The 14,597-nt window shown below is 38.8% G+C and carries 11 protein-coding genes; 4 read left to right on the top strand and 7 right to left on the bottom strand.

Annotated features, from left to right (window positions below; all coding sequences use genetic code 11):
* Positions 1-42: 42 nt before the first annotated feature.
* Positions 43-2,190 (bottom strand): YhgE/Pip domain-containing protein, encoded by a 2,148-nt coding sequence (locus AC3WJG_RS18950; RefSeq protein WP_492588474.1) that lies wholly within the window; start codon positions 2,188-2,190, stop codon positions 43-45.
* A gap of 110 nt (positions 2,191-2,300) precedes the next feature.
* Between AC3WJG_RS18950 and AC3WJG_RS18945 the strand changes: the two genes are divergently transcribed.
* Positions 2,301-3,476: a DHHA1 domain-containing protein gene (locus tag AC3WJG_RS18945; protein WP_225049715.1), complete on the top strand. Its 1,176-nt coding sequence runs from the start codon at positions 2,301-2,303 to the stop codon at positions 3,474-3,476.
* Positions 3,477-3,517: 41 nt separating this feature from the next.
* On the opposite strand, the gene AC3WJG_RS18940 is transcribed toward AC3WJG_RS18945, so the two are convergent.
* The 6 genes from AC3WJG_RS18940 to recQ form a co-directional block, all read right to left on the bottom strand.
* Positions 3,518-4,438: a 1,4-dihydroxy-2-naphthoate polyprenyltransferase gene (locus AC3WJG_RS18940; RefSeq protein WP_025752322.1), complete on the bottom strand. Its 921-nt coding sequence runs from the start codon at positions 4,436-4,438 to the stop codon at positions 3,518-3,520.
* Positions 4,439-4,737: 299 nt separating this feature from the next.
* Entirely contained in the window at positions 4,738-4,938 is a 201-nt protein-coding gene (locus tag AC3WJG_RS18935; protein ID WP_225049714.1) for a hypothetical protein, read from the bottom strand.
* Positions 4,939-5,045: 107 nt separating this feature from the next.
* Complete coding sequence (locus tag AC3WJG_RS18930) at positions 5,046-7,658, bottom strand: helicase-related protein (RefSeq protein WP_337134017.1); 2,613 nt, start codon at positions 7,656-7,658, stop codon at positions 5,046-5,048.
* A gap of 207 nt (positions 7,659-7,865) precedes the next feature.
* Entirely contained in the window at positions 7,866-8,849 is a 984-nt protein-coding gene (gene speB / locus AC3WJG_RS18925; protein ID WP_221840507.1) for an agmatinase, read from the bottom strand.
* Between the two features lie 217 nt (positions 8,850-9,066).
* The gene (locus tag AC3WJG_RS18920) at positions 9,067-10,443 is read right to left on the bottom strand and encodes a sigma-54 interaction domain-containing protein (protein WP_253352800.1); all 1,377 of its coding nucleotides are present in this window, start codon (positions 10,441-10,443) and stop codon (positions 9,067-9,069) included.
* 114 nt (positions 10,444-10,557) lie between these two features.
* Positions 10,558-12,693, bottom strand: a complete 2,136-nt coding sequence (gene recQ, locus AC3WJG_RS18915; RefSeq protein WP_102813207.1) for a DNA helicase RecQ — start codon at positions 12,691-12,693, stop codon at positions 10,558-10,560.
* A 271-nt stretch (positions 12,694-12,964) separates the two neighbouring features.
* On the opposite strand from recQ, the gene AC3WJG_RS18910 reads away from it, so the two are divergent.
* From AC3WJG_RS18910 to AC3WJG_RS18900, 3 genes are all read left to right on the top strand, one after another.
* A complete protein-coding gene (locus AC3WJG_RS18910) occupies positions 12,965-13,384 on the top strand; it encodes a hypothetical protein (protein WP_016764030.1) in 420 nt (139 codons plus the stop codon).
* Positions 13,385-13,721: 337 nt separating this feature from the next.
* Entirely contained in the window at positions 13,722-14,048 is a 327-nt protein-coding gene (locus AC3WJG_RS18905; protein WP_013056955.1) for a YflT domain-containing protein, read from the top strand.
* A gap of 119 nt (positions 14,049-14,167) precedes the next feature.
* Positions 14,168-14,425, top strand: coding sequence for a hypothetical protein (locus AC3WJG_RS18900; protein WP_060745700.1), 258 nt, complete (start codon positions 14,168-14,170; stop codon positions 14,423-14,425).
* The last annotated feature ends 172 nt before the right edge of the window (positions 14,426-14,597 follow it).

Here is a 14,597-nt window from a genome sequence, read left to right as displayed (position 1 = left end):
CACTACCGCATTTTGTTCTGTCTGGAAACCCAAAACGTTTTTTTAATGAATTAATTTACTTTCACGCGCTTTTTTTGTTAATTTTGCGCTCGTTTTACTAAGAGGCTTATGAAGGAAAATGCCAACCAGCAGCACGCCAAGCCAAATGCAAAGTAGAACGGTAACGTCTTTTCTTACAATATCCGCTAACATGCCTCCTACCACTTCTCTCATCATGCTTATTGCGTAGGTAAATGGCAAAAACGGATTGAGTGCTTGAAAAAAAGCAGGCATGACTTGAATCGGAAATGTACCGCCTGCAGCGGAAAGCTGAAGTACAAGCAAAACAATCGACATCGCTTTGCCTGCATTGCCAAATATCGCTACAAGCGTATAGACAATCGTCATAAATACGAAGCTGCACAGCAAGCCTAAAAAGATAAAAGGCACTTTATCTACGACGTACGTGTTGATTAAAAATAAATCGCCTAGCGTCACAATAAAAGCTTGCACAAGAGCAATAGACAAAAATGTTAAAAGTCTTCCAAGATAGACTTCATAGCTTTTAAACCGCTCTTCATCCGCTACTTCTACGCTTAAAATCGAAACTAACAGCAAAGCTCCGACCCACAAGCAAAGCGTTGTATAAAACGGCGACATAGCTGAGCCGTAGTTCGGAATCGGGTAAAGTCTTTCTTCTTTTAAAAGAACCGGCTTAGCAAAAAAGTCGCTTTCTTTTTGTACGTCGTTTTTTAGCAAATTAATAATATCTTCAATATTTTCTTTTTGCTGAAATTCTCGTATTTTATCCGCTATATTGTGCACATTTTGTTCAATTCGCGGAAAGTCTTTTGCTATTTTCCCAAGCTCCTGCTGTCCAAGCAAGATGCCACTCGCTGTTTTAGACAGGACGTTAGAAACATCCGGTATGCTTTTGTTAGCTTCATCAAGCAGTGAGTTTGCGCTTGCCGTTTTATCTTTTGCTTCTTTAATTGCTTGTTCAACAGCAGGCACAATCGTAGAAGAATATGAATTCGTTAACGCATTTAATCTAGAAACGGCTTGATCGGTGCGGGAGCTGAACTTATCAAGTACGCTTTGATTTGGAACATCTCCATTCTTTGTTTGCTGCTGAAGACTGTTTACATCCGAAAGCTGCTGCTGTAAAAGCGTATTTACATCTTTTACGTCATTAATAACCGGTGAAAGAACTTTTTGTTGAGATAACGCATTTAAATCTGTAAGAAGTGTAAGAATCTCTCCTGTGTCAGCAATTTGTTTTGTTAACTGCCCTTTTAGCTGTTCTGCTGCTGCGCTGACTTCAGCCGGTGCTATATCTTTTTCCATCAGCTGATTCTTCAATTCTTGAACTCGGAGAGCTCGTTGCTGAACCCGCTGCAGCGTTTCGTTGATTGTTGGCTCAGCGTTTTTTAACACTTCATCGCTTTTAGTTAAAAAAGTGTTTAGCTGCTGAGTCATCTGTGCGCCGTCAGCTGTTAGTCTCTCTACTTCAGGAAGAGCAGCCTGAGCTTTTGATACAATTGCTCCAGCTTTTTGAGTGGTGTCATTCGCTTCATTAATTACTTTTTTGATTTCAGGAAGACGATTTTCAAGTTCAAAAATCCGTTGTTCAACTTGTTGAATGGTCGGCAAATCCCGCTGCAGTGTAATACCTAGTTCGTTAAACACTGAAAAAATAGCTCCATTCGTTGTTTTGACGAATTTTTCACTGATCTGTTGTGTTAAGCTGCTGGCTCCTTTACTTGTAATTTTAGGCGCCACTGCGTTTATTTTTTCGTTCACTTTATAAATAATGACCGGTTTTTCCAAACGGTCTTGAAGAACGGTACCAAGCTTTTGTGAAAAATCTTTTGGAATAACAATACTTGCATAATAGTCACCGTGCTTTACTCCGTGATCAGCTTTTTCTTTTGAGACAAACGTCCATCCAAGCGTTTTATTTTTTTTTAACGTTGCAATAATATCTTTTCCCACGTTCACGTGCTGACCTCTTATCGTAGAACCTTCATCTTCGCTCGTTACTGCAATGGCAATACCTTCAGTCCGCCCGTATGGGTCCCAAGATGCTTTTATATTAAACCATGCGTAAAAAGACGGCAAAATCATAAGCGTCAGCACAATGGTAATCATCGCCCAATTGGTGAAAATTCTTTTTAAATCCCGCGTATAAATATAAACAGTATTTTTCATATGTCCCACCCAGTTTTATTGTTACAAGTTAGCTTATCCATGTTCGAAGAAACATATTTCTGATACTATAGAAAAAGTTAGATATGGTTTTACTAGAAAGGATGATGAATATGACAGAAAGACTTTATTATAGCAATCCCTACATAAAAACATGGGAAACTGAAGTGATAGAGACGCGTGCTCTTTCGAATGGCTACGCATTAACGTTGAAACAAACCGCTTTTTATCCAGAAGGAGGCGGGCAGCCTTCTGACTACGGTAATATTGCCGGAATCGACGTGAAAGATGTGTATGAAGAAAATGGAGAAGTATATCATATCGTCGATACACTCCCTGAACAAGCGAACGTCACGTGTGAAATTGACTGGCATCGCCGCTTTGATCATATGCAGCAGCACAGCGGACAGCACTTACTTTCGGCTCTATTAATCGATACATATGATATTCACACCGTTAGCTTTCATTTAGGAAGCGAAGCAGTCTCTATCGATCTAAATGTACCTCAATTATCTCACGAGCAGTTATTACACATTGAAAAAGTTGTAAATGACGCTATTTACAGCAACCGTCACATTAAAACGTACGATGTGAAAAAAGAAGATCTGCATACCCTTGCGCTTCGCAAAGTACCCGACCTAGAAGACGAAGTGGTACGCATTGTGGAAATTGACGGCATTGATGTTTCTGCCTGCTGCGGTACGCATGTGAACCAAATTGGAGAGCTTGGCCTTATTAAACTTACGAAAACAGAAAAGCAGCGCGGCAATACACGCCTCTTTTTCAAATGCGGTATGCGTGCATTAGCTGATTATCAGCAGTCTCAAGAAATCGTAGCAGAAATTAGCAATAAATTCAGTACAAGCCGTGAATTAGTTGTAGAACGCATTAAAAAATTGGAGACTGAACAAAAAGAGCTGCAAAAACAACTTGAAGAATTAAAAAATGAAAATGCAGCTTATTTAGCAAGTGAATTAGAAGCCAAAAAAGAAGGTTCATTTCTGTACCATCACTTTGAAAACCGCACATTAAAAGATGTGCAAGCTTTGACAAAGCAGCTGCTTCAAACACCTGATACGACGCTTCTTTTTGCTTTTTCAAGTGATCAAAAAGTCTTGCTGGCTCACAGCGGCAGTGAGGTAAAATGCGGAGAACTTTATAAAGAATTGCTTCCGCTTTACGATGGAAAAGGCGGCGGCGGACCAAAACAAGCTCAAGCCAGCTTTTCATCTTCTGAAAATATGAACGCATTTATTAGCGCGGTAACAGAAAAAATAACTGGAGCATAACAAAAAGCCTGTCTTTAAAAAGACAGGCTTTTTCCACTCAATCAGCTTACTAAATAGCCAATTAATAATCCAATTGATAAAGTAAACCCAAAAAACGTATTGGTTTGCGCAGTTGCTTTCATTGCAATAAGCTCTCCGCGTACAAATGCCTGTACGGCTTGAATTGGCTTAGGTGCACTAAGAAACACTAAGAAAATCCAAGGGCTAATATCGAAGAATACAACTAATGCAACTGTCCAAATATACGCAATGCCAAACAAAGCAGCTAAAAATCTAATCGCATTTTTAGAACCTAATAAAATGGCTAGCGTACGACGTCCGCCTTTTGTATCTTCTTCTATATCACGAATGTTGTTAGACAAATTAATCGCACCTACTAAAATCGCAATCGGAAGTGATACAAAGATGCTTTCAGACGTTACGGTATTTGTTTGAATAAAAAATGAAATCAATACGAACATCGCGCCCATACAAAGACCTGAAAATAATTCTCCAAACGGCGTATACGCAATCGGAAGCGGTCCGCCCGTATACAAATAACCAATCGCCATACCTACTAATCCAACTAAAGCAAGCCACCAGCTGCTGTTTGCACATATATATACACCTAAAATAAGAGCAATTCCATAAGAAATAAGTGCTAAATTTAATACCGTTTTCGGTTTCATGCCGTGTCTGACGATGGCTCCTCCGATACCTACGGAGTCTTCTGTGTCTAACCCGCGTTTAAAATCATAGTACTCGTTAAATAAGTTCGTCGCAATTTGAATCCACAAACATGAAAAAAGCATCGCAAGAAACATCCAAACATTCACATGGCCATAAAACATGGCTAGAACTGTTCCAATCAAAACCGGTACAAACGATGCTGTTAGCGTATGAGGACGGGTTAATTGCCACAAAATCTTCCCTTTACTGTACTGCTCGACTGCAGCTTTGTTTTCTTTGTTATGACTTGTCATCATCCTCTTCCCTTCTATTACGAACCGTATCTCTATTTAAAAGTGCTGCTTTTAACATAACGAATGATAGCAAACTTACTCTAATACAATACACGTCCGCCCAACAAAAAAATCACGGAACTCTTTAAAATATAAGTTCCACTCTATATCATAATAATTTATTGCTCTTTTTACAAGATGACCGCTTATACATTTTCGATTTTTTTCTACAAAAATCTGCTTTCACGCAGAAATTCATAGGAAAAAGATGAAAAGCTTATACGAATAGTGAGGTTGAAACTTAACTAAATCAATCTCATCTAAAGATGAACAAATGGAATAAATGATTTAATATGGGGTGCTTGGTACACCGCTGTTGATTTCCGTGCATGGCTCCGCTTTCCGCGGGCGGCCGCTGAGCCTCCTCGTCGCTTACGCTTCTGCGGGGTCTCATCTGTTCCGCTTTTCCCGCAGGAGTCTTCGCCTTGCCCTCCAATCAACAGCTGGAAGCAACGAAACACATGAAACCTATGTTCACCATCAGAATAAAAAGATCCGAACGCTTTATCATTCGGATCTTTCTTCAACTAACATAATTTTGTACAAGCCTCTTTTTTATCACTACATCTTAGTAATTAAAATCGTCGTCTCCGTGTCTTCTGCGGAATCTTTTATGAAAACACGAATCACATATGGCATGATCATGATTCCAAGGAAGGTCTTTAGAACACGCACTGCACGTTCTTTTAAATTTTTTCATATCTTTTCTTAATACGTTATGGATTTTATCTGTAAGCTCTTCTCGGACACGCTCCCAGTAAATAGCCTCTGGCCTTCTGCCCATTCGATATAGAAATAAAAGATGCAGGCCAATCGCCTTATAAGACAGCTCTAACTTTTCCAGTGAACCTTCTATCATCCTTGGTTCAGGTAACTCTTCTCTGTTAACAATCGCATTCATGCTGGCAACCCACTGCTTTTTCAAAGAGCTTTCTTTGGCTGAAAAAGGCAGCTGCAAGTAGCCGTATAAATCAACAATGGGCATTTTTGCTTCAATCAGCGTGTCTTTCACTTCCTCATAAAGTTCACGTTCTTGTGCCAGGTTTGATTTTTGTGTCCCTTTTGGATTTTTAAATTTAGCCCACATGTCAAAAAACGTTCCGAGGTCATGATGATGTTCTTTAAATCTTCTGAGCATATCTGAAGTAGGGGCAATTGAAAATTTGCTGATTTGCTCGTCTGTTGAAAATAACAGTTCTCTCATTTGCTTTGCATCTTTAGCGAATGCAACTTCTCCAACATTGTAGAGGCCCTTCCTTCCAGCACGACCTGCAATCTGCTTTAACTCTTGAGAAGTCAACAATCTCCTCTTTTGCCCGTCAAATTTCATGTTTTCTAAAAGGACAATTCGTCTAATTGGAAGATTTAATCCCATTCCAATCGCATCTGTAGACACAATGACAGTTGTTTCTCTATTAATGAACTGCTCAATTTGTTTTCTTCTCGTTTCAGGCGGCATACTTCCATAAATCACGCTAACTTTGTGACCATCTTTTTCTAGCTTAGCCGCTGTCTGCAGCACTTTCTTACGCGAGAAAACAATTAAAGCATCTGCGGGTTTTACTTGTTCAATTTTGAACTTTCGAAGATCTACTTTTAAAGGTATATCTCTTTCATACTCATGAATTTCTGAGATCACACCGTCAAGCATCTCTTCTAACATACTTCGAATGCTCAAACTCCCGATCACATGAACTTGTTTGGCATTGGCTCGAGTGATGGCTTTATACCATGAAAACCCTCGGTCTCTGTCTTGAATCATTTGTGCTTCATCAATTACGGTTACATCGCCATGTTCTAATTCGCTAAACATTTCTACGGTACCGGCCATATGCTGAGCGTCTTCAACAATCTTTTCTTCTTCACCTGTTTTTAACGAACAAGCAACTCCGTCTTTGTTCAGCTTTTCAAAAACTTCTAAAGCTAACAAGCGAAGCGGCGCTAAGTAACTACCCGAAGCAGCTTTTTTTAATGACTTTAATGCCGTATACGTTTTTCCTGTGTTTGTATCACCGAGATGAAGAATGTATTCCGTTTCTTTTCTTGGGTCCATTTCGTATTCTGCACCAAAAATATAGTTTAACTGTCGCTGTTCTTCTTCAATCAGCTTTTTCTTTTCTTCACGTTCACGTTCTTGTTGTAATCGTCTTTCTTCCAGCTGCTGTGCATATCGCTCTTTATGCTCTTCAATCGTTAAGTTGTGATCTGAAACTTCTAGTACATCAGAAAGCTTTTCTTCTACGAGCATTTTTTTATATTCATAGACCAAATCTGATAAATTACTTCTGAGTGCTTTTATGATATCCATTCTTGTTACTGAAGCATTTGTATAAGATTTATATTCTTCTTTAAATGAAGCAGGAAGATCATCCATGATCATAGTTGGAATGATTTCATAAATCTTATCGGTGATAAATACCTCATACACATCTTCATACGTTTCAAACAAGATAATCGTTGAATATCTGTCTAATTCTGAGCTTACGTTCCCGGTGAGCTCTTGAAAAAAGTCATGAACCGTTTCATAATCATGACGTGTTAAATCACCGTTTGTTATTAATTCATCTTCAAGTTCAGTATGGGGCGCATAATTTTCAATATACTTTGAGTTTGTTTTAATGTCTTTTGACAGCTGATGGGAAAGCTGTTCTCTTATATGTAGGTAATATAGCTCTTTGTTTACTTCCAAAATAGGAGCTGCTTCTAAGTTTAACTGTAATTGATATCTGGCTTTTCGATCATTAATACTTTGCTGTCTTTCTTTCTCTTTTCTTTCTTCTTCTTTTTCGGCAAATTCAGCCCTTGCTTCTCCGTATAGAGATAGCCACTTCGCTTTATTGCCCTTTCCGTACTGCTTTTCTAGCCAAGAAAAAGCATCAAACTCTATACCTTTTCTCGTTTCTTTAACAAATAACTTATCTATAGCTTGAGGTTTATACCCTTTTACCTCAAAGCCTTTCTCTGTTAAATATGACTTTCTGCTTTTTTTAGATACAGAAGAAACAACTGCTTTTCTCCACGTAGTCCCCCATGCCTTTTTAATAAAAGAGTGCCTGTCTGTTAAATAAGTCTCAAAATCCGGACATTCGTCTTGTTCACCTAACACGCTTTTTATATCCTGTAGTAATGTATGTTTAGTTTTTTCAATGGCCCTGCTTTGAATAGCCTCTAATTCGAGCATAAAATTCTCCTTTGGAAAGTTTTCCTACATTTATTATAGGAAAGACCCCTGACAGAATCAAATACATGTTATTACTTTATTTGAGGCTAACTTGGTAAATTTTTTGTTGCTGCTTTTCCTTCCATAACCAAACGCTGCTTACATAGAACTCTTATATAAAAATGGGAAGATCATAGTACCTTCCCACTTTTACCGCCTTGCTTATATTCAGTCGCGCGCTTTCACTAACAGCCCTTCTTCTTCTTTTGCTTTTTTTCTTAACGCGATAAGCGTGATAAATTCATAAACAATGTTCGAGGCCGCTGCTGCTGTAATTTGGCCATGGTCATAAGCTGGCAGTACTTCTACTAAATCAAACCCGACAAAATCAATATTTATTAACCCACGAATGAATTGAAGCGCATCGTCAATACTTGCACCCGATACTTCAGGCGTTCCTGTTCCCGGTGCGTAAACTGGATCTAAAAAGTCAATGTCAAACGACAAAAATACGGGTCCTTCTCCTACACGCTCATGAATAATTTCTAGCATTCTTTCAACGCCCAGTTTTTTATATTCATTTGTCGTATACAGAGCTAGACCTAAGTTCTTTGCATCTTCTAAATCTTCAATGCCGTACAGACCGCCTCGCATACCAATTTGAATCGAACGCGACACGTCGATTAACCCTTCTTCAATTGCTCGTCTGAACACGGTACCGTGATTGTATTTTTGCTCAAAATAGCTATCCCACGTATCAGAATGAGCATCAAACTGTAAAAGCGCTACCGGTCCGTGCTTTTTCGCGATAGCACGAAGTTCACCGAGTGTCATCGAATGATCACCGCCTAGTGAAATCGGAATAATTCCTTCATTCACAACCGGTGTTAACCCTTCTTCAATTTTTTTATATGTTTCTAAAATATATCCCGGAACCACTGCCAAATCGCCGTAGTCCACACCTGAAATGTAGTCAAAAATATTAATCTTTTGTTCTGGGTTATACGGGCGAAGCAAAATGGAAAAATCGCGAATAGCTTCCGGCCCAAAACGTGCTCCTGTGCGAAAAGACTGCCCTGAATCAAATGGAATACCCGTCACAATAAAATCCATATCTGCATTTACTTGTTCTACATACGGAAGTCTCATAAACGTTCGAGGTCCGCAAAAACGCGGAGATTCAAATGAATTTTTCGGCTGATATTTTGGCATGATTTATTCCTCCTAATGGGTTTCATTCATTAGCGCCGTGTCATCATTTTAGAGACTGACGCTTTTTATTTAGATACTTTTTATTAATGCAAAATGCATGCCAAATTTTATCGCCCTATTTCGTGCAATTATGGACGATTTTCAATTCATAATAGAATCAAAACAAAAAAACTGATTCAGTACTGAATCAGTTAATTCATTTTGAATTAAATTTCCCTTATTTAATGTTGTACTTTCGTAAACGTCTTACAACCGTAGGCTGACTAATTCCTAATGCATTTGCCATTTCATACGTTGTTTGACACTGGCGATAAGCACGGATCAGCCAGTTTTTCTCCACTTCTGCAAGTGCTTGCTGAAGCGTCATTCCTTGAGAGGTTAACACATCTAGAGTCTCCCATTCTTCTTTTTCACTTCTGATCTTTTCTGCATGAAACGGCAGGTCTTTAGGCAAGATGCTGTTTTCATCCGTTGTTAACACTAGGCGTTCAATCGTATTTTCTAGCTCGCGCACATTTCCGGGCCAATGATATTCAACTAACTGATTTAGTGCTTCTGCATGAAAAAATTTCTTCATTTTATATTTTTCATTTTGTTTATGTAACACGTGATAAAGCAGTGCCGCGATGTCTTCTTTTCGCTCGCGAAGCGGAGGAATTGTAATCGGAATAACGTGTAATCGATAAAATAAATCTTCGCGAAATGTTCCTTTTTCGACCATTTCCTCAAGCGGCTGATTTGTTGCTACAATTAGCCTGAAATTTACGTGTTTGGCTCGTTCACTTCCAATTTTGGTGACTGTTTTTTCTTGCAGCACTTTTAACAGCTTCACTTGCATATCAAGAGGCAGCTCTCCTATTTCATCTAAAAAAAGCGTGCCGTTATGAGCTAATTCAAACTTTCCTATTTTTCCTTTTGTACTTGCACCTGTAAAAGAGCCTGCTTCGTATCCAAACATTTCAGATTCAAACAAACTAGACGGAATGGCTCCGCAGTTAATTTCAATAAACGGCTCTTCTTTTCGTTCACTTCCATAATGTAAAGCACGAGCAAAAGCCGTTTTGCCAACACCCGATTCACCTAGCAACACAACCGTTGCATCGCTGTCTGACACGCGATTAATAATGGACCATACCTTTTTCATCGATTCACTTCGTATGATTATATCATTTGACTGCTGTTCCCGAAGCTCTTCCACTTCTAGCTGATATGTTTTCATTTTCACTTCAAGCTGCTGATAATCTTCTTTTAAGCGCTGAAGCTCTGTTAAATCATGTGAAAAGCTGATTACTCTTTTCATACACTGATGTTCATCATACACGGGAATACCGGTTGCCATTACAACTTTGCCCGTTTCTGTTTTTTGCATCAGCTGTACTTCTTTCTTTTTCTTTAACACTTCAATCGTAACGGAAGGTGAAAAGATCCCGCAGTCTTGCAATTCGTATACGGTTTGTCCGACTAACTCTGACACGTCATACCCGTATATATCACGGCAGTTTTGACTCGCTCGTAAAATACACCCTTTTTCATCAGTGATGACGATATTGTCGTTAGAAGCATGCAAAATAGCTTCAAGCTCTCGTTCAATCATCTCAGTGCAGTACTCCTTTTTATTTAATCTGATTTTTCAAATATTTATACCTTCTATTTTATCAGTAAACTCGCTTATTCAACACAAAAAGCTCCTTTAATAGGAGCTTTTTGTTTAAGATAGCTGCTTCATTTTTCGTTTGAATAACGCTACTTTAATCATAAAATAAGTGATGTTTTCAGGTAATTCTTCTTTAATTGGTTTTAACTTTTCATCGCCTACTGAGGAAGCAGCTTCTAAAATAAGCTGTTCGTCCTCCTCTGAAAGAAAAGGTGACCAGTCAATTTCTTTTTCTTCTTCCGCGCATTTAAACAAATGATTTTCAATGGTAATGCGGCTCAACTCACGTTCTGCTGCAATTTCATCTAACGATTTTCCTTGCTGAAATAGCTCATACGTCATTAAGTGAGAGCCTTCTTTTGATGACGCTCTTGCTTTTTTCGGAGCAGGCGCTGAAACTTCTCGCTTTCGATCTGGATTTTCTTCACAAAACTGTTTGATTTCAGTCGTGAATCGTTCTCCGTATCGCTCTTGTTTTTGTTCTCCGACTCCTTTTACAGTGGCGAACTGTTCAAGGGTTACCGGAAGTTTTGAACACATATCATGAAGAGTATCGTCTGAAAAAATAACAAAAGGAGGCACGGCCGCTTCGTCTGCCAGCTGCTTTCGAACGGAACGCAAATGAGCAAACAGCTCGTCGTCTTGGACAATTTGCTTCACTTCCATTTGTTCTTTTCTCATCACTTTTTCCGTACCAAGAAGCACGCCTTTTCCTTTGGCCGCTACGGATAAGGTAGGAAATGACCCTTGTCCTACTAAAATAAACTGCTCTGAAATCAAATATTCAATAAAATCGCTCACTTCTTTAGCCGACCGGTCGCTCATGACGCCGTACGTTTTCAGTTTATCAAAACCAAAATCAACTACTTTTTTATTTCGAGAACCCGTTAATACTTGAGCAATCATCATTTTACCGAAACGTTCGCCCATACGAATCATACAAGATAATACTTTTTGCGTATCGACCGTTACGTCTATTTCCACACGATCATCCGTACAGTTGCTGCAGCGGCCGCACTCATGCGCTTCACTTTCTCCAAAATAATGAAGAATATACGCTTGCAAGCAGCCTTCTGTATGACAGTAGTTCACCATACTTTGCAGCTTTTCAAGATCTTGAATCTGCTTTTTAGGATTCGACGTTGACTGTTCAATTAAAAAGCGCTGCACGCGAATATCTTGAGGTGAATAAAGCACGATACACTCACTTGGCAGTCCGTCACGACCAGCACGTCCCGCTTCTTGATAATAGCTTTCCATATTTTTCGGAAGCTGATAGTGAAGAACAAAGCGAATATTCGATTTATCGATCCCCATTCCGAAGGCAGAGGTAGCCACCATCACCTGCACATCATCTTGCAGAAAGCGGTTTTGCTCTTCATCACGACTGTTCCCATTCATACCCGCATGGTATTTTGATACGTTAACTCCTGACTTTTGCAATCTAGCATGAAGCTCTTCAACATCTTTACGCGTAGCGGCATAGATGATTCCTGCTTCTTGGTCATTTTTACGGATATACTGCTCGATATAGCTGATTCGATCCTGACCTTTCACGACAGCAAACGATAAATTTTCACGTTCAAACCCCGTCATCACCGTGTACTCTTCGTTAATATGAAGAGCTCGGCAAATATCTTCACGCACTTGAGGCGTCGCCGTAGCCGTCAGCCCCATCACAATCGGAGCGTTAGACAGCTTGCTGATGAGTTCATTGATGCGCAAATAACTCGGTCTAAAATCGTGGCCCCACTGTGAAATACAGTGCGCTTCATCTACCGCTACAAGCGGGATAGGAAGCATTTGAAGCTGCTCTAAAAACTGCGGAGACTCCAGTCGTTCAGGTGCCACGTAAAGCAGCTTATATTCGCCAAGCGCCACTTCTTCTAAGCGCTGCTGCACCTCCGTGTGCGTCAGCGAGCTGTTAATATACGTGGCTGGAATACCAGCTGCGTTCAGCGTGTCTACTTGGTCTTTCATCAAGGAAATCAACGGAGAAATCACCAGTGTTGTACCTTCTAATAATAATGAAGGAATTTGATAACAAAGCGATTTCCCTCCTCCTGTTGGCATAATACAAGCAGTATTGTGCCCTTCTAAAACATAACGAATAGATTCTTCCTGTCCTTTTCGAAACGAATCATAGCCAAAATAGGACTGTAAATGTGTTAAAGCTTGTTCAAACTGCAAAATTGCGTCCTCCTTTAAAATAAGTAGAAATAGTAGTTGAGGGATTAAGTTAGAAGAAATTGAGGCGTAGGGTTTTATTTTATCAAATCTTAAAGGAAGTTGCACAGAATTCGTTGATTTAAGGTTATAGCAAAAATGATAAGCGAAAAGCCCTCAATTTATAACTCTCTTTCCTATTACAAACAGTCTTTTTATGTATGTCAGGACTCCTTTCCTAAAAATCTTTCCCCATTCCATTCTTTTTTCCTGTATACTTAAGAATAGGAAAGAGGTGCTTATCACGAGACATCCTGTAGAAACGATTTATTATTTAGAAAATCCCCAGCGTAATGTTTCAACATATGCTTCCACAACTCAGCTAACGGTTGAGTCTGTTGTGAAAGATGTGTTTGGTGTTGCTTGCGTAGCAGATATTAAAATTATGCTCCAATATAATAAAGAATTCCGCAAAAGTATTAGTCAATTACACAATGCAATGGACGATGATCTTACGTTAGAAATGGTTTTTCGAGTTGCTTCAAAAGAGGATTTGCTTCGCTTTAAAAAAAGTTTACTTGAAAGTAGTTTAGATGACGCAGAAACGTCAATAGACTGTCCATTCAGCGCAACCATTCAATTACAAGATGGTCGATATACATGGAACGAGTCTACTTCTGTTTATGAAAAACAAAAAGAACGTCTTTCATCTTAAATTTCTCTATTTTTATGTATGCAAAAAGCCTGGATCTTAGCTATTTAAGATTCAGGCTTTTTGCAGTTTGTACTGTACCTTAAAAGATCAAAAAAAACGATGCAGGAAAAAGGCTAACTAAAGCTTCTTCCCGCTTATCCTTCACAGGATCCTCCTCAAAAATAATAGCGCTGCTTTCCCTTCTCCTATGTTAGGCTTTTTAACCCAATTTCATGAAATAGGTTTTATCTCTTCCAATAACGTGTATACACAAAACAAGGAGATAAGTTGCTTAAGCTTCTCTTCATTACTCAACGTATTCGAGAAAGTTGTCTATCATACAAGGAGGTTTTTGGAAATGGTAAATGTAAAAGTAGTTGAAAATGGCGTACAGGCAAAAGATACAATTGAACAATTTTTACGTGAAGGATTTACAAAAGACGAAGTTTATTTACTTGCACACCATCAAGATCGCTCCGAGGATTTAACAGCTGCAACAAATACAAACAACATCGGTCTTTCTGAACAAGGTGTTTTTGATGCGATTGCGAATGTATTTCGTTCTCGAGGAGACGAGCTTCGTGCCAAAATGCGTTCATTAGGATTATCACAGCCGGAAGCTGAACGCTATGAAGAAGAATTAGACCACGGTAAAGTAATTGTCGTTGCATCAAAAGTTGCTTAATAAAAAAGCCCTACAACAGGGCTTTTTTATTTTGTCTTCCTCCCTTCTTACCTTTTCATTAAAGCAGTCATTCAGACATATGATTATGAAGATAAGAGTTACTGTGAGGAGTGATATATTTGATTATAGGAATTGAGTACACAAAACGTGTAAAAAATGGATTAGTTGTTAAAAATATTCCTTACAAGATACACGATAAACCTTGTGATGAAGGCTGCTGTAAAAATGATAAAACGATAGGCATCAGAGACAAATTAAGGGTTAATTGGCTGTTGAATGTTTTTATGCCTAGCAAAAATATAACAGTATTTGATTATAAATATTGGTCAGAGGAATTAACTTCTTTATGGAGAGAGCATAGGAGAAAAACGATATAATACACCTGCTAAAAAAACTCCTTGATAAGCAAGGAGTTTTTTTCTATTTACTTCATTTTCTAGAACCAGCATATTTATTACGCATTGCCGCAATTTTTATAACTTTAAATTTGGTGATAGTAAATGTACTGTCATCATTATAAGTTACTGCGTGAGAGGCTTTTTCTTCCCC

The organism is Priestia sp. FW507-14D1A (genome assembly GCF_058781295.1).
This window is presented reverse-complemented; position numbering and strand designations above follow the sequence as displayed.

Excerpts from the sequence above, each read along its gene's own strand:
- AC3WJG_RS18950 (WP_492588474.1), bottom strand. The coding sequence starts at position 2,190 with ATGAAAAATACTGTTTATATTTATACGCGGGATTTAAAAAGAATTTTC.
- AC3WJG_RS18945 (WP_225049715.1), top strand. The coding sequence starts at position 2,301 with ATGACAGAAAGACTTTATTATAGCAATCCCTACATAAAAACATGGGAA.
- AC3WJG_RS18940 (WP_025752322.1), bottom strand. The coding sequence starts at position 4,438 with ATGACAAGTCATAACAAAGAAAACAAAGCTGCAGTCGAGCAGTACAGT.
- AC3WJG_RS18930 (WP_337134017.1), bottom strand. The coding sequence starts at position 7,658 with ATGCTCGAATTAGAGGCTATTCAAAGCAGGGCCATTGAAAAAACTAAA.
- speB (WP_221840507.1), bottom strand. The coding sequence starts at position 8,849 with ATGCCAAAATATCAGCCGAAAAATTCATTTGAATCTCCGCGTTTTTGC.
- AC3WJG_RS18920 (WP_253352800.1), bottom strand. The coding sequence starts at position 10,443 with ATGATTGAACGAGAGCTTGAAGCTATTTTGCATGCTTCTAACGACAAT.
- AC3WJG_RS18905 (WP_013056955.1), top strand. The coding sequence starts at position 13,722 with ATGGTAAATGTAAAAGTAGTTGAAAATGGCGTACAGGCAAAAGATACA.